Raw genomic sequence first — 22360 nt, forward strand, 5'->3', positions numbered from 1 at the left:
GTGAAATGTTCCGCCACCGGCCAGGCAAGGTGTTCGGACGCCTTGTTTCCTGGGCGCTAATCGAAGGTCGGCCGCTGACCACCGGCGGGCGCTGGATCAACCCGCTCGTTTTCGGGCTTTACCGCGCGGCCCAGGCGAACCCAATAAAGGAAGATAGCGACCGGCCTATTTATATCATCGGCACCGGTCGTTCGGGCACGACTGTTCTGGGCACGCTTTTCGCGATGCACATGGACGCGGTATTCCTCAACGAGCCCAAGGCCCTCTGGCACTACGTTCATGGCGAAGAAGACATCATCGGCAGTTACAGCGAAGGCGAAGCGCGGGTGCGGTTGGGGGCCGAGGAGGCGTCGCCGACGATGGCCCGCGCGATTGCTAAGGTCTATTCATGGGCGATGCGTGTTGCCGGCGCGCGCCGGGTGGTCGATAAATATCCTGAACTCGTGTTCCGCATGCCGTTCGTTCTCGGCTTGTTTCCGAAGGCAAAATGCGTTGCCATTCTGCGCGACGGCGTCGACACCTGTTCCTCGGTCACACAATGGTCGAAACGCAAAGGCGAGGTGCAAGGGGCGGAAGTCCACGACTGGTGGGGTCGCGACGGGCGCAAATGGTCTATGCTCGTCGAACAGATCGTCCCCGCGCACGAGGATCTGGCGCCGCTAAAGAATCAATTGCTCAAATGCGACGATCACCGGGATCGCTCCGCAGTCGAATGGATCGTGTCGATGCGCGCCGCGATGGCTGCCGGCGAGCAGTTTCCCGATGCAGTCCAGGCCATCACTTACGAAGATCTCTGCAACCATCCCGATCAAACCTTGGACCGGATTCTGGCCCATACTGGGCTTCGCGATGATGCGAAGTTTCGCGGCTATGCACGCAGCGTGCTTTCGCCAGCAGCGCCTTATGGCACGCTTGCCCTCATGCCCGAGCTAGTTGAGCCGTTCTGTCAGATGCTCGTCGCGATGGGCTATGGGGAAAGCGTAGGGCGTGTCTCGGCGAGGACCGACAAGTGAAAGTTCTTCTGGTCAGCCAGCATTTCGAATTGCGCGGCGGTAGCGACGTGATGGTCCACCACACCCGCAGCATGCTGGAAAAGGCAGGCCACGAGGTACATCTTTTTGCCGCACAGATAGAAGAACAGGCGGACGACGGCATCCATCCGTCCGGCGCGCATTTCGAAAAACCGGGCGCAGGCGGGCTGCACAAGTTCTTTTTCAACCGCGACGCCCGCAGGCGCCTCGATGCCTTGCTCGATCGCGAGCGTTTCGATGTCGCACATCTGCACATCCATTACGGCACCCTGACTTCTTCGATCATCGAGCCCCTGCGCCGCCGCCGCATCCCAACGGTCCAGCACCTGCATGAATATCGCAGCTTCTGCACGATTTCGATCGCGCGGCGCGATGGTGAGACTTGCACGTCCTGCACGGTAGGCAACTATCTCCCGGGCATCGTCCATCGCTGCAACAGGGGATCGCTGATACGCTCGGCAATCACCTGCGCCGAAATGTACGTCGCCGACAGTCTCGGCGCAAAAAGCTGGCCGCAACGCTTCCTCGCCGTCTCCAACTTCCAGCGCGACATGCTGGTGCGCCAGGGAATGCCGGCCGATCGCATGTTCACGCTGCATAATCCGGTCGATGATATTTTTTTCACGGTTCCGGATACGTCGGTGCCTCTCGGCGTGCTCTTCTTCGGAAGGCTTGAAGACTACAAGGGTGTCTTCGACGTGGTTTCACTTGCCCGTCGCCTCCCGGAAGTTCCATTCAATCTTGCCGGGGACGGATCGCAGTTCGAGCGGTTGCGGAAGATCGCCGACGAAGAATCGCTACCAAATCTCAAGATATTGGGCAGTCAAAACCGGGATCAAATCCTCAGGTTATTGGAAGAGTCGATGCTGGCCATCGTGCCTTCGCGATGGCATGAGACTTTCGGCCTGACAGCCGTCGAAGCCATGGCGTCGGGGACTCCGGTTCTGGTAACCGACATGGGAGGCTTGCCAGAGGTCATTGCGGATGGACACACTGGCAAGAAGGTTGTCGTGGGAGACATTGCGGGCATGGAACGATTTATCCGCGACTTGCAGAATGACCCTTCGAATGCCTTAACGATGGGTGCAAGAGGGCGCGAACGCGCGCGCACCAATTTCTCCCAAATCGCCTATTTGCCAAACTTGTTGGGACATTATGCAGGCGCAATCGAGGCTATGAATGCTGTGAGAGGCCGATAAGAAGCATGGTTTATGCAAATTTGAATGCATCCCAAACACGGGCTAGGGGTACGATGCACCCTGCGAGGCATCGCAAACTAGCGGCCGATCGAGGTATAGCTGGCCATATTATCGGGCTGATAATGGCCTTCTCGATCCTGCATCTCGCTTTTGCGTTTCGGGAAATTATCGCCGTAAACCCGTATGGCGCACAGGTTGTAACCAATTTATTATTCGCAGTTATTTATGCTGGGTCTGGATTGTTCGTACTAATTCGGGGTGTCAAAACCTTTGATAGACGTGCGCTTTGGCCGGTCTATCTAATCGCATTTTGCGCGTTGTCGGCAGGCTGGTCCATCGATCGAAATGAGACCCTTGTGGGGATCGTATCCTTGCTTGGGTCTTTCCTGCTCGGGTTAGCTCTTTTCATAAAGTTTAAAACTCAGCTCCCAAAGGTGCTGGTGCTTGTATTTACATCGTACCTAGCTTTTTCATTTTGGTTCTATCTCCTCGGTTTTCCAGCGACCATGTATTTCACCGGAGAGCTCGCATTTCAAGCTTTTTCTGGACATAAAAACCAGGTTGGGGCGATGGCTGGTATTGCCGCAGTATGTTCTTTTTGTATGTGGCGTTCTGAAAAGAACTGGACTTTACTAACGTTCCTTATCTCGATTCTTTTCATTATTGTTTCCCGCTCCTCGACGGCATTGGTGGCCACCGTTCTAACGTGCGGTTTGATAGAATTCAGCCGTTACACGAGGCGTAGCAGCCATCCGCGAATATTATTCTCCATAGGAGGCCTGCTACTCGTGTTGGTGGGAATAATTGGACTGGTCGGATTTGGAGCGACGCTCTTGGATTTTCTCGGTGAAGACCGAACGCTCTCGTCGCGTACCAAGATTTGGTCGATTGTCATGCATACGTTCTCGCAACGACCGCTATTTGGAGTAGGGCAAAGTGCATTATGGTCTGACAACAGCCCGGCGACCTACTTGACGGCATACATTTTTTCCGATGTCTCGTTTCAGCAAGCGCATAACGGCTATCTGCAGGTGATGGCGGAGATTGGAGTCGTTGGGTTGACGATTTTCGTTGTCCTATTTTTATCAATATTCCTCGCCCTTTACGCAAAAATGATGCGAGATGCGCGGTACACGGCTTTCGTCGGATTCATGTTCTTCACCGCTATCTACAATTTCGGCGAAGCGACCTTCCTTGTCGGCAATTACATTTTTTTCGTCTTGATTGGCACCTGCGCTGCCGCGGTCGGTGAGAAAGAACGAGTGCGGAATGAAACGTCCACGACATCTACTTGATTTTCAAATTCTATCGATCTTTTCGTTACGAACGATACCCGCATGCAAATCAACATAATCGGCATCAGAGGCGTCCCGGCCGCTCACGGGGGATTCGAGTCCTTCGCGGCGCGCTTTGCGCCTTATATGATCGAACAGGGCCACGACGTGCTGGTATATTGCCAAGACGACGATGGTGCTTTCGGCCCGTTCGAGGAGGACATGTGGGAGGGCGTAAGGCGGGTCCACGTGCAGCCCCGCCGAAATGGCGCCGTGGGGACAATGGATTTCGACCTTCAATGCATTCGCGATGTCGCCAAACGGCCCGGGGTCGATCTGGTCCTCGGCTATAACACCGCGATCTTCTCGCTGCACCAGCGCATGGCGCGGCGCAAGATTGCGATCAATATGGACGGGATCGAGTGGAAGCGCGCCAAATGGTCTTTTCCGGCGAAAAGCTGGTTCTTCGTCAACGAACTGCTTGGTGCGAACCTCGCCCATGTCGCCATCGCCGATCATCCGGAAATTGCGCGTCACGTTGCGCGTAGGACCCGTAAAGAGCCGGTCATGATCCCTTATGGATCGGATCGGATCGAGAGCGCCGATGTCGCCCGTATAGAAGCGATGGGTCTCGCCCCGCATAATTACTTCGTTTCGATCGCTCGTGTCGAGCCGGAGAACTCGATACTGGAACTGGTTCAAGCCTTCTCGAAAGTCGATGGTGACAGCAAATGCGTCATCCTCGGCCGGCTCGACGAAACGAACGCCTACCATCGTGCAGTCAGAGCCGCCGGCAACGACCGTGTCGTTTTTCCCGGTGCCATTTACGATCAAAAGCGCGTGCAGGCGCTGCGTTATTTTGCCGCCGCATATCTCCACGGGCATCAGGTCGGTGGAACGAATCCTTCGCTCGTGGAAGCGCTTGGAGCAGGGCGGCCCGTGATCGCTCACGACAATCGCTTCAACCGCTGGACGGCGGGCGAGGAACAGCTCTTTTTCTCAAATAGATCCGAGGCCGCACAAGCGATGCGTCGGATCGCTGGCAGTAACGATCTGCAGGACCGGTTGGGCCAGGCGGCCCTAGGCAGGCATCAACGGGATTTCACATTCGACAAAGTGCATCGCGCCTATGAAGAAGTTCTTGTGCGCTTGGCGAACCAGTAGGGGCAGCGCACAGGTTCAGGGAGCGTCTGTCAAAACCGAACCGAGTTGGCTGCAATCGAGCGTGTCTGCAATCGCTGTCAACTTACGGTAGCGCGACTTTCCCGAGCGGTGTGACAGGCTTGGCAACCAGGAAAACGCGCGGCGGTCATGGTAGCGCAGCCAGAAATCAATTCCTTCGCGAATATCGTAGCCTGCACACAGAGCAAGTTGCGCGCCGAGCAAGTCAGCCTCGTCCTCCTTACGCTTGCTTCCGAACCGGCCTTGCCGGTGGCGATCGCGCAAGAGGACATGTGCAAGCTCGTGCCCCGCGATTAGAGCGAGTTCAGAGGGATCTTCGAGAAACCTCAGTAGTCCGGTGGTGATCGCAGCATTGCTGCTGTCGCTATACGCTTCGACCGACTTGTCTATGACCAGCACGGTGCCGGCACTACAACGGGCGACGGGAGTAATTGCGATCGACATCTCGCGGTCATCTCGTTCGATGGTAAGATTGCTTTCGCGATCAATTGGCAGGCGCGCGAGCAATTCCGCGATCTGCTCTCCGACCATTTCGGACCATTCCGTGCCCATGACGCTGATCAGAGAGTCTCCGTTCACGGCCAGAATGACATCGCCGGGTTGGAGGCCGGCGTCGGATGCAGGACTATCCGAAGCGACCGCAGCGACTTGCGGGCGTGCGTCCAGCCCCAGAGCTTTCGAAACCGCTTCGCGTTCTTTCCGGTCATACGACGGCAGACTGTCGAGTATCAGTCCATGGCCTGCTTCGGGTGTCGAACACATCGGGAGGGAGGCTTGGCTCAGCTTCCAGTCGACCTCGTTGACGGATTGCAGGTAGCTTCGGAAGACTATCGACCAATGTTCGTCCGAGGCATCCGATCGCGCATCCCCCGCCGAGGCAGACACAGGCAGCGAGAGCAGCGACAAGAAGGCAAAGATCGAGCGGACAAATTTGGTCAGAGTTTGGGCCATATCGAGGACGTCTTACCCACGCTGGAGGCTTGGAGCTAGCTGATCCGAGGCACCAAGAGAGATTCAGGCGCGTGTCTGTCGGGCAACAGCATCGGCGTCCTCGGTGAAAACACTATTGCAAAGGTGGTCATGAACGGAAGAATAACCTAACGACGCGGCCGCTTGTCGACCGAGGTGCGAATTGCGTAAGAAAACACAAAACCAGGCTATGTTTGCGGATGCGCGAAACGCTTTGGTCGAATACCGCGTCCTGTGGGCGTTTTTTGTGTTTGCGCTCGTCCTCGGCGGCGGTGGTCGCGGCGCTAATCTGTCGAATCTGTTCATCCAGCTTGCGGCCCTTGCCGCATTCGCGTGGGAATTCGACCGGATTTCGGAAGGCTGGCAAAGGATCGGTCTCACCGGAAAATTGATCCTGGGCGCCACGATCGCGGTTCCTTTGCTGCAGCTTGTTCCGCTCCCGCCCGCAATCTGGACCCAGCTGCCCGGCCGCGACGTACTGGTCGAAGCGCAGGAGCTTGCGGCCGGAGGCCTTGGTTGGGCGCCTGTCTCTCTGGTGCCTAATATTACCTTGCTTGCGCTCAGTGGCCTTGTCGCTCCTGTGGTCGTATTTCTGCTGGCAGCCTCTTTGCATCGCAAAGGCGCACGGTTCGCCTTGATCATGCTGGTCATCGCAGGTTTGGCAAACGCCGCGCTCGGTGCCATGCAACTTCTGGCGGGTGGAGGACTGGAGCTCCACGAGTCCGGAAGCAGCAGTTATCTCCATGGCTTCTTTGCCAATCACAACTCGACCGGGCTTCTTCTGGTCGTCGCGCTGTGCGCTCTCATAGAGGTATCGGCGGTATTGCGCTTGCGCCGGGCGGTGCTGGCCGTCGCCGTCGCGCTAGGGTTGGTGATAGCCGTTTCGATCATCCTCACGCAGTCGCGTTCCAGCTTGGCGCTGATGATCCTCCCGCTCGGATTGCTTGGCTTTCATCTTGTCGCGCAGACCCGCTTCGCCCGCAACCGGGCAGTCGGCCTCGTCGCAGTCGCAGGTGTCATCCTGGCAGGTTCGGGTATCGCGGCGCTGGCAATCAGCTCGAACGACCGCATGGCCCAAACGATCAATCGCTTCGAAACGACGGCGAACCTCAGGCCCGCACTGTGGTCGGACGCGCGTAAATCGGCAGAGCGGTTTTTCCCCGTTGGAAGTGGAATGGGCACTTTCGACGAGGTATTTCAGTTGGACGAATCCCTTGAAACTCTCTATCCGGCCCGCGCCGGTCGGGCGCACCAGGATTATCTCGAGTTGTTGATCGAGGCAGGGGTCGTCGGTATTCTGGTTCTGTTCAGTTGGGCTGCCTATATGGCTTTCCGCATTTACAGGGCTCCGGGGTCGCAGGAATTTTCGCGGGCATTCTACCTCGCCGCAGCAGGTGGTTTTGCAGCGCAATCGCTTCTCGACTATCCGTTGCGAAATCAGGCGTTGTTATGTGTCGCCGGCATGATTTTGGGTTTGCTCGCTTCTGCTCGACAAGCAGAAAGAGATAGGGAAAAGGAAATGGCTGGTGCTTAGGGGTCTGGTTCTCTTTCTGGCTTTCGCGTTGTCAGCGTGTTTCAAGCCTGCAGCCGATCTGCCGACCGGTCAGGCGGCCTATGCCGTGATGCCTCCGGCGGCCACGTCCGGCCTTCGAGACAGCTACCGGATCGGGGTTCTCGATGTGCTCTCCGTCCGGGTGTTCCAGGAACCGGATCTCAGTTTCGATGAAATCCAGGTCGATGCATCCGGATCGATCAACTTTCCGTTAATCGGGCAAATTCAGGCTGTCGGGAAAACGCCTTATCAACTGAGCGAGGAGCTCGAGGCAGGCTTGGGCGAGAATTATTTGCGCTCGCCGCAAGTCGTCGTCGGTGTGACAGAATCCGCTGCGCAGCGCGTGACCGTGGAAGGTAATGTTAACGAGCCGGGAGTTTACGAAATATCCGGCAGCTCGAGCCTGCTGGAATCGATCGCGCGAGCTAAGGGGCTCACCCGGGTCGCGGTCGTCGATCAAATCGTCGTCCTCCGGACGATCAACAATCAGCCGATGGGCGCGGTTTTCGACCTTCAGGCAATTCGCGAGGGTAAGGCTCCGGATCCGGAGATCCTCGGCGGGGATAAGATCGTCGTCGGCTTCTCGGCCCTAAAGGGCACCTATCGTGATCTGCTTCAGGCAGCGCCGCTCTTCAACATCTTCAGGACACTCTGATCATGGACCAAACCGCTTCAGCGGTGCCGCACGGTCGCCGTTTGCCTCTTTATAATCAGCCGCAGCATGCCGACGGCGATGAGCAGGACGGCAATCTTCTCGGCTTCGACCTTTCGGCGGTGCTTTTCGCATTGCGCCGTCACTGGCTCGCAATCGTGGCCTTTTTCGTGGTCGCTATCATTCTTGGTGTCATTGCCACCTTGCTGATGACCCCCGTTTACACAGCGACCTCACGGGTGCTGGTGGAACAGGAAGCGGACCAGATTATCGAAGGTTCGGATACGCAACCTTCGGTCGCGCCGCAGGATGCAGAGCGCTTTCTTCAAACGCAGGTGGATATCATCCAGAGCCGTGCGCTGGCCGAGAAGGTGATTCAGAACGAAGGTCTGAGCACTGATCCTTTGTATTTCGACGCGCTTGGCGGCGAATATCCGACAGAGGAGACGATGGAGGATAGCTACACGGGGCCCGAAGGCCTCGCCGACCTTCGCGAAGACGTCGCCATCGATCTGCTGCAGGAAAACATGACCGCTACGCTGCCGATCGACAGCAGGATCGTCTCGATCAGCGTCGAAACGACCGATCAGGCGTTGAGCGCGCGCTTGAGCAATTCGATCGCCGAAAACTATATTGCCGGCAATCTCGACCGTCGTTTCGACAGTTCGTCATATGCGCGCGAATTCCTCGCTCAGCAGCTCGAGGAAGCGCGCGAAAATCTCGCCGAGTCGGAGAGGGAACTGAACCAGTATTCGCGTGCAGCCGGGCTTATCCGGCTTAATAGCGAGAGCGGCGAAGGGCAGGGCGGCACGCTCTCCGTGACCAACGATACACTGATATCGCTGAACAGCGCGGCGGGTTCGGCGCGTGCGGGACGTATTGCGGCCCAGGAATCCTGGCAGAACATCGCCAATCAACCGCTCATGTCCATCCCGCAGGTCCTCGAAAATCCTGCCATTCAAGGGCTGCTGCGCCAGAAGAGCGAAGCAGAAGCGCAGCTTGCGGAAGAGCGCGCACGCCATCTCGATGGGCACCCGACCGTCATCGCCCTGTCGGCCCAGGTCGACAGGATCGACGAGCAAATCAATCAGGTGGGCCGATCGATCAAGGATTCCGTACGGACTCAATACCAATCTGCGATCGATCGGGAGCGAGCACTCACCGGCCAGGTCGAACAATTGCGTTCGGCTGCGCTCGATGAACAGGATCGCGGTGTCCAGTACAACGTGTTGAAGCGGGTCGCCGACACCAACCGTTCGCTGTACGACACCCTCTTGAGCCGGTTCAACGAGTTAAACGCGACCGCAGGTGCGACCTCGAACAATGTCTCGATCGTCGATCGCGCAGAGGTGCCGCGCAAGCCGACTTCACCCAGCCTACTGATCAACCTGATCTTGTCGCTTCTGGGCGGCGGTCTGTTCGCGGCCGGCTATGTCGCTCTGCGTGAGCACTTCGATGATGTCGTTCGTTCGCCGGAAGACGTGGAGCGCAAGCTGGGCATGCCGATGCTCGGGCTTATTCCGCGCGCGGAAGATGCGGACGAACTGGCAGAGGCTCGGGACGATCCGAAATCTTCGATCAACGAAGCCTATCAGTCGCTTGTTACGAACCTGTTCTATGCGACGTCGACCGGTCTTCCGGATGTGTTGATGGTCACGTCTGCACAGGCGTCGGAAGGCAAGACGACCACTTCGAATGCGATCGCCCGCTCGATTGCGCGGCTCGGGAAATCGGTCGTGTTGGTCGATGGCGACTTGCGCCGACCGACTCTGCACAAGGCTATCGGAAAGCCTGATCAATCGGGGTTGACCGAGGTGCTCGGAGGCCACAAAACCGTCGATGAGGTGTTGCTGCCGTCCGAGGTGGAACATCTCCACTACATGACGGCGATGCCGATCCCGCCGGATCCCTCCTTGCTTCTTGGTAGCCCGAGGCTTGAGGGCGTGTTGGACGAACTGCGATCGCGGTACGATGTCGTCATTGTCGACTGTCCTCCGGTCCTAGGCCTTTCAGATGCCGTGACATGGTCAGCGAAAGTGGATGGTGCCTTGTTGGTGGTCGACTCTTCCAGAGGCCAGCGTGGGTCCGTAAAGGCGAGCCATCGACGTCTTCAGCTGGTCGACGCACCGCTGCTGGGTGTAGTCCTGACCAAGTTCGACCCCGACGCGGCCGGTGGTTCCTATTCTTATTACGGTTACGGCTACTATGCGTATGGCGAGGACTAACACGCCCAAACGTCGCTCTTCGCGCAGCGTCGTCCAACGCATCGGAGTTTATGTCTTCGCCTTGGCGCTCGCTGTCGTCTGCGTAGGGGTCCAGCTCGATTACGCGGTAGAAGACGATCCGGAACTAGCCCGACTTGTTTTCCCTCCCTTCAAGGGGCTGGCCTATGCCGTGGCGGCGGAAACGGCGCTCGCCAACGAGATGGGCGCGCCAGCCGTGCGGGCAAGCGAGGCATTGGCGCTGGAGCGGCCGACGGCGTCGGAAAGCTTTTCGCGACTGGCGAGAGCTTATGCTCTCGAAGGAGACAGTTTGAAGGCCGAGCGGGCCATCTTCGCGTCCGCCGCGCGAGGCTGGCGGGATCCCCTCGCACAGCTCATTATACTTCAGGCCGGGCTTTCGGTGGAGGATTGGGACGTCGTTGCCCAGCGTCTGACCGCTTTGCGCAAGATGCGCCGCAATCACGATTTTTTTGACCAGCAATTGGTGCAGCTGGCCTCCTTCCCGCGCGGGCGGCAAGAACTTGCCGCGCAATTCGCAGCCGATCAGATGGGCTTGCGACAGTTTATGCGGGGCGGGCTGGCCCTTCTGCCGCCGGATCAATTCGCAGACATCATGGTGCGGAGTGCGGCGGCGACAGAGGAGGTCAATTGCGAAACCTTCAATCTGGCGACCGAGAGGTTGCTCAGGGCCGGACATCGCGAGAGTGCGATGCAGGTTTGGATAGACCAATGTCGTGACGGTGCCGTGGCAACCGGAAATAAGTTCCTTTTCGCGAGCCGAACAGCCGATAGCGACCCCTTCGCGTGGCGTTACCCGCGCGCATCAGGCCTGAGCAGCTTTGTAGCTACCGGGAGTAATGGACAGCCATCTTTGCAATTTGCAAATAACTCTCGTCTCAACAGAGTGATAGCAGAACGTTTCCTGGTTCTGGACCCAGGCACGTACACCCTCGCTATCACTGAATCGGCGGCCACGTCACGCCGTCCATCGCGCCGTTCGGAAGTTTCACCCGTTCTTCAGTGCCTGGGTGAAGAGAGTTCAGATGTCGCCACGGAATCGACTGGGGCAGATTGGACGCTGACCGTGCCGCCGCAAGGCTGCGAGGTGCAGATGCTCAGATTACTGGCGACGCCAGGGAGCGACACGATCCTCGCCGTCAGGGTCGATTGACGACATGAGCTCTGGCCGCAGTCTTCGAAAGGCCGAGCTATCTACGCTGGAAATCGATTTAGGATTGGCTTTTAAATCAAACGCTTGCCATGGGGACATAGCTGGGGCTGTATTCTGACCGCTAGGGCGGCAGTTGGTCCCGACGAGTAGGTAAATGCTTCGACGTACAGAGAATCTCGAAATGCCGAGTGCGATCCCGGTTAGAGGGCTCGAGCAACGAAGGCTGCTATTCCATTTGACGAATCTCGCCACCGATTTGGTCGGATGTGCGGCAAGTTTTTTTGTCGTCGGTTGGATATATTTCGATCAGGCCCGTGTCGAATTTATCTTGAACCACGTGCTGATTTTCCTGACTTTATTTTCCGTTCTCGCCATCTACAGCGCGGCCTATTCGATCAAGGCATTAACCGATCTCGGCTATTCGGTCCGCTCGATCTCGCTTGCGGCCGTTTCGTCTTCCGCTATACTGATTTTCATTACCTTCTATACGAAGGCGTCTGCCGATATCTCGCGCCTTTTGGTTACGGCCGGTACACTGGTTGCGATTGCATACCTGATTGGTGCACGGTACGTTTCCCATCGTTGGATCATTCCACGATATCTCCCTGAAATAGACGGGGTCGTCATTATCTACGACGGCGGCCCAGAGATCCAGTCGGACGGGACGGCCCTACTCGAACTCGATGCCGAGGATCTCGGCGTATCGCCGTACGATCCGATGTCGCTCGATCGGCTGGGATCTTCGATTTACGGAGCGGACCGGGTTATCGTCAGCTGTCCGGTGGAAAAGCGGAGCGAATGGGCGTCTATCCTCCGGGCTTCCGGGGTAGAAGGCGAAATCGTGTCGGGATCTCTCAGCGAGCTTAGACCAATCGGTCTGAGGCATGTCGGCAATCTGGTGTCGCTCGTCGTTTCGTCCCGACCGCTTGGTTTTCGGGCTCGTTTCACCAAGCGGGCGATGGATGTCGGCTTCGCCTCGGTCGGCCTCGTGTTACTCAGCCCGGTATTTTTGATCGTGGCTCTAGCCATCAAGCTCGAAGATGGAGGGCCGATCTTTTTCAAGCAGCGGCGAATGGGGCGGACGAACCGGTTCATCGATGTTCTGAAATTCCGCTCGATGTCGGTCGAGAAACTCGACAGCGATGGGAATAGGTCGGCATCCAAGGACGATGACCGGATCACCCGGGTGGGCCGTTTTATCCGCCGGACGAGCATCGATGAGCTCCCGCAGCTGATCAATGTCTTGCGCGGCGACATGAGCCTTGTCGGGCCACGACCGCATGCGCTTGGTTCCACCGCCGGAAAACGACTGTTCTGGGAAATCGAGTCCGAATACTGGCATCGACATTCGCTGCGGCCCGGCCTTACGGGCTTGGCGCAAATCCGTGGTTTGCGGGGTGCTACCGACGAAGAGCACCAATTGTCGTCCCGCCTCAACGCCGACCTGGAATATATCGCAAACTGGTCCGCGCTCGGCGATCTGTGGATCATCCTGATGACGGCAAAGGTGCTGGTTCACGATCGCGCTTTCTAGTAGGGCGGCGCCGACGAGGGCGATGCGTGCGAGCGCACAGGCGTGGCGCGCAGATTTCCGATGAAGATTTAAGGCTTACAATGACGGACATCACAGCGATAGTCGCGGCGCACAACGATGCGGAGTTCATCTCCGATTGCTTGCGCAGCATCAAGGCTGCCGGTGCTGCAGAGATCATCGTTGTCGACGATGCATCGAGCGACAACACCTTGGCGACGATCGAGGCCCTCTGCATTCCCGAAATTCGTGTCATTACACTGGCACAGAACAGTGGTCCTTCCGTAGCGCGCAATACCGGCCTAGAGAACGCCTCGAACGACCTGTGTGCAATGATCGATGCTGACGACGAGATTCCGCCGGATCGTCTGGACAGGTTGAAGGCGGTGATGCGCGAAACCGATGCCACGGCGGTGGTCGACGATCTGCGGGCGTTCCATAACGACACCGGAGAGACGCTATGGCGCCGCCTGGATCGAGTGCCGATGGACGGCAGCAGGCGAGCGCTCACCGCCCTGGACATGATCCGATACGATTTGGGTAGCTTGAAACCCCTGTTGGATCGCAGCAAGCTTGGGCGGGCGGGACTGGAATATCCTGCCGCTATCCGTCGCGGCGAGGACTTTCTCTTTCTCTTGTCGATCCTGAAAGGCGGCGGGAAGATCGTCGCCACTACTGAAACCGCCTATTATCTGCGGCGCAGAACCACGGGGCGCCTTACCTCGGACCGCCGTGCCCTCTATTCCGAACTGCTAAGGCATCAGATCCGATTTCAGCTATCGAACCGCCTGACCATCGCCGAACACTTGGCGCTTCTACGCCGACATCTTGGAAATTTCGCTGGTCTGGCAAAAAGCAGTCTCAAGGCTCAGCGAGCTTGATCTCCGACACCGCGCAAGCATTCAAAGCCCGACCTGATCGGTCGGAAGAAGGAAATTCGGACAGAATATGACTAGCTCGGTTTTTGACCTCGACTGTAAGTCGATCGACATCGTGGAGAGCGCCAGGTGAAAATCTTTCTTGCTGGCCAACAGACCCTCGCCAATCGGGGATGCGAAGCACTCGTCGTATCGACCATGGCCATGGTAAGCGATGCCGAACCCGGTGTGCATTTTTACATTCCGTCCATGGATATGGACCGCGACCGGGAAGCGCTAAATCGTTACGATTTTACCAACTACACATTCGTACCCGCTCCGACGTTGCCAACCTCGATCCGCGTTTGGAACCGCGCGATGCGCTACTTCCCGTCGCTGGCGTCGAAATGGGTGCCAGATCGCATGGACTGGCACGAGGATGCGTGGCAGGCGCTCAGTGACAGTGATCGCGTCCTCCATATCGGTGGCGACAATTTCTCTTACGACTATTCCTATGCGGGGCTCGTCTCGAACACTGCGCAGATCGATCAGATCGCCGAGCTCGGAAAACACCAGGAAATCTGGTGCGCGACGGTCGGACCTTTCTCGAGCTGCCGGCCGCTTGAGCGAAGGGTTGTCGAAAAGCTCAGGAAACTGCAAAGAATTTCGGTGCGCGAGCCGGAATCGCGAAAGTATCTCGAAGAGCAGGGTTTGGAAGCGACGCTGACGGGAGATCCTGCCTTCAGTCTACCGATTACTGCTCCGGGCGACCGGGAGGTTGCGAACGATGGTCCTAGCCTGGTCCTTAACGTCAGCCCGTATGTCTATAGGGACGCTGAAGCGGCGGTAGCCGACAAAGCATTGCTGGACTTCGTCGAGCGTCGGCTTGCCGAAGGTTATGCGATTCAGCTTCTGAGCCATGTGAATACCGGAACGAGTTCCGACAGTTCGGTCATGCGCAAGCTTTTCGCGCCTTACATAGCCGACGGGCGCGTCGAGTTTGTGTCAGAGGAGTACAGCGCGTCGCAATTCAAGGGCATCGTCGCTGTTGCCGATGTCGTAATGGCCGTGCGAACGCATGTGACTATCGCAGGTTTCTCCAGCGCCACGCCTACCGTTTCGATCGGCTATTCGGCCAAGGCTCCCCGCCTTAATCGGTTCCTGTTCGGGCATGACGACTACGTCATCGAAACGAGAGACTTGAACAGCGAGGCTCTTGAGAACACGTTCCAGGCGGTCTTGCGGGACAAGCCACGCATAATCACAACGCTGGAGAGGAAGAGTGCAGGTTTGCGGGCCGATTTCAAAGCGTTGTGCGAAAGCATGATCGCGCAATAGATATCTGCGCTATCAAGTCTCTTTGCGGTCTTCGATCTTTCGCCCGTCTCGCTGGTTTTGGGGACGCCAAAGCGGATCGAGCGCCATAATCACGCGTCGATCGTGCAAATGATCTGGGAAATCCTATGGCTTACGGTGGCGCAACATCGCGCCGGCGAGCAAAATCACTGCCTGACCCACAGCAGCGGATGTTCTCGAAAAAATCAGCTATCGATGGTGGGCGTACCAAGGTTCGAACTTGGGACCCCTACGATGTCAACATAGTGCTCTACCACTGAGCTATACGCCCACTCATCGGGTGCCCGTCCTTGGGGCAGGGCGGCCGTTTAGCGAGGCTTAGAGCCCCGCGCAAGGCAAAAAATCCGGGCGTTAAAAGGCGCTAACCTGTTCTCCGAGAACGCGCTCGACCTCCATCACCAAATCACGCAGGTGAAAGGGTTTGGACAGCACTTTCGCTTGTGGCTGTTCGCGACTCGCCTTGAGAGTTACAGCGGCAAATCCCGTAATGAACATCACCTTGGTCTTGGGGCTCGTTTCATTGCAATGTTGCGCAAGCTCGATCCCGTCCATCTCCGGCATGACGATGTCCGAAAGCAACAGATCGTAATCGCCAGCTTCCAGCAAGGGAATGGCCTTCGTACCACGATCGACGGCATCGACGGTGTAACCCGCATTAACCAGAGCACGCTCGAGATAAACGCGCATCGCATCGTCATCTTCGGCTAGAAGGATCGTCGGGGAATTGGTCGGGCTCATTTCGGCCTGATACTCCGAAACCGTTTAAAAAACCATGTATCCTGAATTTTCCTAAGCCTCGTAAACACCAGCATCGCCAGATCGGATGGGATGGGGTCGTCAGCGCTCATTTCGCAAATAGCCCTTAAATTTTGCAATCCGGTTCGCCGTGTCTAAGTTGCATCGATGCATCCAGGCGGCACCATTCCCGGTTTCGACAATGCGGCAGCCTTCACCCTCGAACGGGGTAGCGGCAGCGCTCCGCCGATTCTGCTGGCCGTGCCCCATGACGGCCGGACCTACCCTCCGTCCGTCATCAAAATGATGCGTTCCCCCTCCTTTACCTGCGTGCGGCTCGAGGATCGCCGGGTCGGGGACATTGCCGACTCGATAGCAGAGCAATTGAACGTAAGCCTTCTCAAGGCGCACGCGCCGAGAGCGATGATCGACCTCAACCGGTCCACAGATGACATAGATTGGGGAATGGTCGCTAATGCCCGCGGGACGGCTAAACGAAACGCTCGCGCGACCTACCGCTCCCGCCACGGCTTGGGACTGATACCGCGGCGGATCTCGGGAGTTGGCGAGATCTGGCGTCAGCCGGTCGACCAAACCGAAATCGACCGACGTATCGATGGCATTCATGGTCCTTACCATTCGGCGATCCAAGCCGAGTTGCAGAGGTTGCATGACGTTCATGGAATGGCGTTGCTGATCGATTTGCATTCGATGCCGCCGCTTAATCCTCTATCTACGGAAGAAGGCGCTCCGGAATTCGTAATTGGCGATCGCTTCGGCGCCTCATGCGCAGCAGTACTGTCTGACGCAGCTATTGGTTTTCTTGCCGGCAAGGGGCGCCGCAGCGCACGCAATCGACCCTATGCCGGCGGGTATATCCTTGACCGACACGGACATCCGCGACGCGGAATACACGCTATGCAAGTGGAAATCTGTCGCAGTCTGTATCTCGATGCAGCCCTTGATCGCCCGACGCCCAAACTTCCTGCGATCGCGCGCCTGGTCGCTGGGCTGGTCGCTCTTCTCGGTGCCGAGCTCAAGCAGATCGTGCCGCCGGGGGAGTTTCTCCAGGCTGCGGAGTGACAGGAAAAAACCACCCCGCGTGAAGTGCACGGGGTGGCCAAGGTTCAGGGAGGAGGTGCACTCTCGTGCACCGATCGGGCAGGCTATGAGGGGAACACTGCCCGACGCGCTTAAAATGGGCATTCGAACGGCGCTTTCAAGATCGCGTCCGGACCAAAATTCAGGTCATCCGGCGCAGAATCGGCGCAGTTCGTCCGTCTATCGCGAGGGTTGGGCGATCAGCGCGATCCCGGTGCCGCCAAGTGCCACCTTGGTCACGTCCGAAACGAGTGCGCACTCTCCGCATTCGAGGCTTTCTTCGCCGAGGAGCACTTCGCTCGAGAATGGAATGACGAGCGCCGGGCCGCTTTCGAGCCCTTCAGGGTGATGCATACCTCTCGCATGGAAAAGCCGAAAATGCGGGCCGTCGACGAGCAGCTGGCCTTTTCCCGACAGATTTCGGCGCAGCGAATTTGGATAGGATCCGACATCCGCGATCTGCAGGCCTTCGTCGAGATGCAATTCACGTGGGCGACCATAGTCGAACAGACGGAACGTCAAATCGCTGTTTTGCTGGACTTCGATCAGTGAAACACCGCCGCCGATCGCATGCACCGTTCCTGCGGGAATGTAGAACGCGTCTCCGGCCTCTACCTCGTGCCAGACAAGATGCTCGACGATCGAGCCGTCGAGAGCAGCTTCGCGCAGGACTTCGGGCGTAATCTCCCGATGGAAGCCGACAGCGATCGTGGCGCCCGGTTCGGCGTCGAGAATGACCCAGCATTCGCTTTTGCCTGCTCTGCCATAACCCATGGCCTCGGCCTGATCGTCGTCCGGATGGGCCTGGACCGACAGGCGTTCGCTCGTGAAGATGTATTTAACCAGTAGCTGCGGTAGCTCCTCCGGCGGGTCGAACCACACTTCGCCGATGCGATCTTCGGACGGGTGGGGGAAGGGGGGCGGCAGCCGGTCCACGCCCCAGATCTTCTCGACGAAGCGACGTGGCAGCTTGCGGATCATTGGGTCTTGCACCGGCTGGCTTCTCCCACGCGCTGGACGGCGCCGCGGGCCGTGACCAGGATATCGTCCCCGTCAACCACGACCACGAGGTTGTCCGCTCCCACGACCGTTACGTGGGGGCCGTCGCTGTCGATCATCGTTCCGGTCGCGCCGATGATTTCGCCATTGCCGATGACCACGTTCGCCGCATCGTCGGTGCCGCGCTTTTGCAGCAGCGCGTCCCAATTGCCGATGTCCGACCAGCCCATGGTGGCATCCACCATCGCAGCGCGTTCGGTATTTTCCATGACCGCGTAGTCCACCGACTCGCCGTTGATCGCGGCGAACAGATCTGCATCGGGCCGCAAGGCATCGCCATCTACGGCGTGCGCTTCGAAGGCCGCTTTCGTCTGCTCGGCAAGCTCCGGACGGTGCCGCTCCAACTCGGTGAGGAAATGGCCGGCCCGAAAAGCAAATATGCCGCCGTTCCACGCATAGTCGCCCTGCGCCAGGAATTTCATGGCCGTATCGAGGTCCGGCTTTTCCACGAAGCTGTGAACCCGGAAGCCAATTGTGAGCGCCTCGCCGCGGCGGATATAGCCATAGCCGGTTTCCGGCGATGTCGCCTCGATGCCGAAGGAAACCAGCCAATCCTGCGCTGCAAGGTCGGCTGCGGACCGTGCCGCTGTGACGAACGCGTCCGGGTCGCGAATGTGATGGTCGCTGGGGCACACCAGCATGATCTTGTCCGGGTCCAGCGCGTGCGCCGCCAGCGCGATCGCAGGCGCCGTGTTGCGGCCCATGGGTTCGACGATGAAATGGACGTCGCGCGTAATCGCCTGCGCTTGTGGTCGCGCGAATTCGAGGTGCTTCTCACCCACCACCACGATCGGTGCACCGAAGACACTGCGATCGGCGCACCGCTCGAGGGTCGCCTGATAAAGCGTATTCTCTCCAAGCAGCGGAATGAACGGCTTGGGCCTCGTCGCGCGGCTGCGCGGCCAGAGCCTCGTCCCGCTCCCGCCACACAACACAACCGGCACGATTTCGGCCATCATTCGCTCCGCAAGCCCATCATTTTGGAAGGGTTGGCAGAACAGATGGCGAAGGAAAAGGTGCGAGGGCGATTATCCGCCACGATGCCAGCTATTGTGGCGGCAGCAACCGCGTGAAATGCGTACGCCAGTCGGCCTTGCCGGTCGTGGCTTGCGCAGCGGCAATCAGCGGGAGTTCGGCTTCGATGAACTCCACCCGCTCGTCCCATCCATCGTGCGTGCGCGCAGCTGGAAGACTTCGAGCGGGTGATATCCGCGCTCGGCGGTTTCGGCAACCTGCGCCATTGCTGCATTCGGCGCAGCAAAAAGGGCAGCCAAGCCAAGCCCGACCGCCCCCCATAGATTGCGCCAATCAGGCGGTGGTGGACCCGTCTACACCGTTGAGCTGCGCCTGCGGCTGCGGTGCGGTGCCCTGGTTGGTCTGGCGTGCAAACAGCACACGCATCTGTTCGAGCGAGAACAGGTGGGCAAAGATGAGCTGCAGCAGCCCGCTTTCGTTCCACTTGCGCAGCTGGTCGCCGCGCAGCTCGCGCAGTTTTTCTGCATTGACCATCTGGAAGCCGCGATAGATGAAAGGCTTGTCTTCGCCCGGGCGCTGGATCGAGACTTCGCCGTCCATTAGCAATCCCGCATCCTTGATTTCGGTCATGAAGGCTTGCGTGCGCTGGCCGGCCTGTTCGAAGCTCTCGCAGAATTCGAGAATGCCCTTGGTCGCTTGGCTCGGCTCCTTGTCGTCGAACAGACGCTCGCCGTCATCGAACTCACCGACCGAATCGGCGGTGGGGTCGAAGCAAAGCGACAATTCTTCCGCATCGGGACGCAGGCGGGCGAGCATGAAGGGATAGCGGCGAATATATGCCGGAAGATATACGGGTTCGGTGACCTTACCGGTTTCGTCGACATAGGTGTTCACGCCTTCGTTGAGCGCGAACAGCGCCAGCGGAAGAGGGCTGTCCCCGGCCGAAAACACGATCGGAAGCTGGCGCTGCGCCTGGACGAACTCGTCGACCGTGAGCGGAACGGCGTGCTGCTTCGAAAGCCACGGAGCCAGATCGACCGGGCGCGTCTTCAGATCCGCGTGATCATTGCTGTTGAGCGGCATCAGGTCGTTGTAAAAGAGGGGCAGGTTCGGCTGCGGCGCGCTGGCCATGGAAAATCTCCGAAAACAAAGGAATGGACGGGCATGCGCCTGGGCACGCGCGCGTGATGCGCAGCGCTTTAAGCGGTCGCGTGGTCTTTCGCAAGCGGCACAAGTTTGCCCGGGTTGAGCAGACCATCGGGGTCGAGCGCCTGCTTGACGCTGCGCATCATGGCAAGCGCGACGGGGTCGCCAAGCCGGCCCAGCTCGTCGCGTTTCACTTGCCCGATCCCGTGCTCTGCGCTGATCGAACCGCCGAATTCGTCGACAAGGTCGTGAACGAAGGCGCTGACGCGCTTGCCCTCGTCGGCTTCCCATGCGCCGCGGGTGGCACCCGCCGGGGCGAGCACATGGAAGTGGATGTTACCGTCGCCGAGATGGCCGAAGCCGACAGCACGTGTGCCGGGGAATTTGGCTTCAACTTGCGGGCTGGCTTCTTCGACGAACTTCGCCATCGCAGCGACGGGTACCGAAATGTCGTGCTGCATCGCCGGGCCGATCGCGCGCTCGGCAGGCGCTATCGAATCGCGCAGCAGCCAGAAGGCATCGGCCTGTGCTTCGTTGGCGGCAAACACCGCGTCCTCGAGCAAGTCTCTCTCGAATGCTTCCGCGAGCATCTTTTCAGCCGCCGCGCGCACTGCATCTTCGGCGTCCGCAGTGCCGACCAGTTCGATCAGCGCATGCCATGCGTGGCTCCCGGCAAGTGGTGCTCGCGCATCGGGTAGGTGGGCGATTACGGATTCAAGGCAATGTGCTGGCAGGACCTCGAACCCTTCCAGCATTTCGCCCGCAGCATCCTCGCAATGCAGCAACAGTTCGCGCGCCGCGCCGATCGTTGGCAGGCCGACCCAGGCGACTAGGCGCTCACCGATTTCCGGCAGCAGGCGCAAGGTCGCGCCCGTGACGATGCCCAGCGTGCCCTCCGATCCGATCAGCATCTGCTTGAGATCGAAGCCGCGATTGTCCTTCTTGAGCGGTGTAAGCGCGTCGAAGACAGAACCATCGGCCAGCACCGCCTCGATCCCCAGCACCTGCGCGCGCATCGTGCCATGGCGCAGCACCTGTGTGCCGCCCGCATTGGTCGAGATCAGGCCGCCTATCGTGGCCGAACCCTTTCCCCCGAGGGTGAGCGGGAAGCGCATGCGCTCCGCCGCTGCTGCTTCGTGCAAGGTCTGAAGGATAACCCCTGCATCGCAAGTGACCTGTCGGGCGCGCGTATCGAGCTCGCGGATCGTGTCCATGCGGCGCAGCGACAGTAAGACCTGCGCTCCGCTCTCGTCGGGGGTTGCGCCGCCGGACATGCCACTATTCCCCCCCTGCGGTACGATTGGGACCCCGTGGCGGGCGCACAATCTCACGAAAGCCGCGGTTTCTTCTGTGGAGGAGGGCGAAGCGAGGCCGACCGCCTTGCCGGTATAGCGACCGCGCCAGTCGGTTAGCCAGGGCGTGACCAGCTCGGGATCGGTAGTAAAGCCGCGCGACCCGAGCAGGCCAATGGCTTCATTGATGAAGGCTTGCGTATCGGACATCGCGGCATCCTTGCCACAGGTTGGCGGGCAAACGCCACCGCCTTGCTATCGCGGCTCGATCAATTAAGCGGATATTCAAGCGCATGGGGGCAAGGGGGCATCCGTCGCTGATGAGCGAGCCGCGAGTATTTTGCGGCACAGGAGCCGACCGAACGCGCCAATGCCATTTGTTTCCGTCATCCTCTCTCTGCTGCTTCCGCTGGCAGCCACATCCGACGATGTGCGGGCAGACGAGGTTGCGCGGCAGGCGCAGGAACAGGCCGGGCCGATGTCGCGTGACGACATGTCCGAACGCCTGCCGCCATGGCACGGGCTGGCGGACCTCTCGAAGCCGCCGATCGCCAACCAGGTCCGGATCGAGCGCCGTGTGATCTTGCGGATCAGCCCTCAGCCCAGCCGCGCACGGAGCAATCTACTTTCGCAGTTGCCGCGCCAACCGGTCGCGACGCAGTTGGTGGAGCGGCCGATGGGCGATTGCCTCCCGGCCAACGGCATCGTCGGCGTGTCCGACCGCGGAAGCCGCCTCATCATTTATATGCGCGACCGCAGCCTGATTTCCGCACAGCTGGAAAAGGCTTGTAGCCCCCGCGATTTCTATCTCGGCTTCTATGTTGAGCGCAGTGATGACGGTCAGCTCTGTGTAGATCGCGACCGGTTGATGTCGCGGGCGGGTGCGAAGTGCCGGATTTCCGAGATGAACCGGCTCGTTGCCGTTCGGCCACGCGACTAGGCAAACCGGCGCGCAAGGCCGCGCTTATCTTGACTTTACCGCCCGAAACCGCAAAGGGCGCGGCCTGCCGATGGCGCATTCTTGCGCCATGCGACCGGCACCAAATCCAGGGATAC

At 58.9% G+C, this 22360-nt stretch carries 19 protein-coding genes and 1 tRNA gene; 13 read left to right on the forward strand and 7 right to left on the reverse strand.

Going from position 1 to position 22360, the window contains the following annotated elements; genetic code table 11:
• Nucleotides 1-5: 5 nt before the first annotated feature.
• From P8R33_RS07595 to P8R33_RS07610, 4 genes are all read left to right on the forward strand, one after another.
• Nucleotides 6-1013: a sulfotransferase family protein gene (locus P8R33_RS07595; RefSeq protein ID WP_278328379.1), complete on the forward strand. Its 1008-nt coding sequence runs from the start codon at nucleotides 6-8 to the stop codon at nucleotides 1011-1013.
• Complete coding sequence (locus P8R33_RS07600; protein ID WP_278328380.1) at nucleotides 1010-2230, forward strand: glycosyltransferase family 4 protein; 1221 nt, start codon at nucleotides 1010-1012, stop codon at nucleotides 2228-2230. The genes P8R33_RS07595 and P8R33_RS07600 overlap by 4 nt, the downstream gene beginning before the upstream one ends.
• Before the next feature lie 122 nt (nucleotides 2231-2352).
• On the forward strand, nucleotides 2353-3525 hold the full coding sequence (locus tag P8R33_RS07605; protein ID WP_278328381.1) for an O-antigen ligase family protein: 1173 nt from the start codon (nucleotides 2353-2355) through the stop codon (nucleotides 3523-3525).
• A 42-nt stretch (nucleotides 3526-3567) separates the two neighbouring features.
• The gene (locus P8R33_RS07610) at nucleotides 3568-4668 is read left to right on the forward strand and encodes a DUF1972 domain-containing protein (protein ID WP_278328382.1); all 1101 of its coding nucleotides are present in this window, start codon (nucleotides 3568-3570) and stop codon (nucleotides 4666-4668) included.
• A gap of 15 nt (nucleotides 4669-4683) precedes the next feature.
• Here the strand turns inward: P8R33_RS07610 and P8R33_RS07615 are convergent, their stop codons facing one another.
• A complete protein-coding gene (locus tag P8R33_RS07615; protein WP_278328383.1) occupies nucleotides 4684-5637 on the reverse strand; it encodes a M48 family metalloprotease in 954 nt (317 codons plus the stop codon).
• Between the two features lie 181 nt (nucleotides 5638-5818).
• Between P8R33_RS07615 and P8R33_RS07620 the strand changes: the two genes are divergently transcribed.
• The 7 genes from P8R33_RS07620 to P8R33_RS07650 all read left to right on the forward strand — a co-directional run bounded on the left by P8R33_RS07620 (nucleotide 5819) and on the right by P8R33_RS07650 (nucleotide 14978).
• Entirely contained in the window at nucleotides 5819-7189 is a 1371-nt protein-coding gene (locus P8R33_RS07620) for an O-antigen ligase family protein (RefSeq protein ID WP_278328384.1), read from the forward strand.
• Complete coding sequence (locus tag P8R33_RS07625; RefSeq protein WP_278328385.1) at nucleotides 7182-7862, forward strand: polysaccharide biosynthesis/export family protein; 681 nt, start codon at nucleotides 7182-7184, stop codon at nucleotides 7860-7862. The genes P8R33_RS07620 and P8R33_RS07625 overlap by 8 nt, the downstream gene beginning before the upstream one ends.
• Nucleotides 7863-7864: 2 nt before the next feature.
• Entirely contained in the window at nucleotides 7865-10084 is a 2220-nt protein-coding gene (locus tag P8R33_RS07630) for a GumC family protein (RefSeq protein WP_278328386.1), read from the forward strand.
• A 61-nt stretch (nucleotides 10085-10145) separates the two neighbouring features.
• Complete coding sequence (locus P8R33_RS07635; RefSeq protein WP_278328387.1) at nucleotides 10146-11252, forward strand: hypothetical protein; 1107 nt, start codon at nucleotides 10146-10148, stop codon at nucleotides 11250-11252.
• Between the two features lie 235 nt (nucleotides 11253-11487).
• On the forward strand, nucleotides 11488-12786 hold the full coding sequence (locus P8R33_RS07640) for a sugar transferase (protein WP_278328388.1): 1299 nt from the start codon (nucleotides 11488-11490) through the stop codon (nucleotides 12784-12786).
• An 80-nt stretch (nucleotides 12787-12866) separates the two neighbouring features.
• The gene (locus tag P8R33_RS07645; RefSeq protein WP_278328389.1) at nucleotides 12867-13664 is read left to right on the forward strand and encodes a glycosyltransferase family 2 protein; all 798 of its coding nucleotides are present in this window, start codon (nucleotides 12867-12869) and stop codon (nucleotides 13662-13664) included.
• 126 nt (nucleotides 13665-13790) lie between these two features.
• Nucleotides 13791-14978, forward strand: coding sequence for a polysaccharide pyruvyl transferase family protein (locus P8R33_RS07650; RefSeq protein WP_278328390.1), 1188 nt, complete (start codon nucleotides 13791-13793; stop codon nucleotides 14976-14978).
• Between the two features lie 214 nt (nucleotides 14979-15192).
• Here P8R33_RS07650 and P8R33_RS07655 read toward each other — a convergent pair.
• Both P8R33_RS07655 and cpdR read right to left on the reverse strand, forming a co-directional pair.
• A tRNA-Val gene (locus P8R33_RS07655) sits at nucleotides 15193-15267 on the reverse strand.
• 80 nt (nucleotides 15268-15347) lie between these two features.
• The gene (cpdR, locus tag P8R33_RS07660) at nucleotides 15348-15734 is read right to left on the reverse strand and encodes a cell cycle two-component system response regulator CpdR (RefSeq protein ID WP_278328391.1); all 387 of its coding nucleotides are present in this window, start codon (nucleotides 15732-15734) and stop codon (nucleotides 15348-15350) included.
• Nucleotides 15735-15899: 165 nt separating this feature from the next.
• On the opposite strand from cpdR, the gene P8R33_RS07665 reads away from it, so the two are divergent.
• Complete coding sequence (locus tag P8R33_RS07665) at nucleotides 15900-16814, forward strand: N-formylglutamate amidohydrolase (RefSeq protein ID WP_278328392.1); 915 nt, start codon at nucleotides 15900-15902, stop codon at nucleotides 16812-16814.
• A gap of 198 nt (nucleotides 16815-17012) precedes the next feature.
• Here the strand turns inward: P8R33_RS07665 and P8R33_RS07670 are convergent, their stop codons facing one another.
• The 4 genes from P8R33_RS07670 to P8R33_RS07685 form a co-directional block, all read right to left on the reverse strand.
• Nucleotides 17013-17813, reverse strand: coding sequence for a class I mannose-6-phosphate isomerase (locus tag P8R33_RS07670; RefSeq protein WP_278328393.1), 801 nt, complete (start codon nucleotides 17811-17813; stop codon nucleotides 17013-17015).
• Nucleotides 17810-18850 carry a mannose-1-phosphate guanylyltransferase gene (locus tag P8R33_RS07675; protein ID WP_347569041.1) on the reverse strand — a complete coding sequence of 347 codons (1041 nt, stop codon included), beginning with the start codon at nucleotides 18848-18850 and terminating at the stop codon, nucleotides 17810-17812. Before P8R33_RS07675 ends, P8R33_RS07670 begins: the two co-directional genes overlap by 4 nt.
• 349 nt (nucleotides 18851-19199) lie before the next feature.
• Nucleotides 19200-19997, reverse strand: coding sequence for a SapC family protein (locus P8R33_RS07680; protein WP_278328394.1), 798 nt, complete (start codon nucleotides 19995-19997; stop codon nucleotides 19200-19202).
• 68 nt (nucleotides 19998-20065) lie between these two features.
• A complete protein-coding gene (locus P8R33_RS07685) occupies nucleotides 20066-21514 on the reverse strand; it encodes an FAD-binding oxidoreductase (RefSeq protein WP_278328395.1) in 1449 nt (482 codons plus the stop codon).
• Between the two features lie 160 nt (nucleotides 21515-21674).
• Here P8R33_RS07685 and P8R33_RS07690 point away from each other — a divergent pair, with 160 nt between their 5' ends.
• On the forward strand, nucleotides 21675-22244 hold the full coding sequence (locus P8R33_RS07690) for a hypothetical protein (RefSeq protein WP_278328396.1): 570 nt from the start codon (nucleotides 21675-21677) through the stop codon (nucleotides 22242-22244).
• Nucleotides 22245-22360: the final 116 nt, after the last annotated feature.

The organism is Qipengyuania flavescens, assembly GCF_029688735.1.
Lineage (GTDB): Bacteria > Pseudomonadota > Alphaproteobacteria > Sphingomonadales > Sphingomonadaceae > Qipengyuania.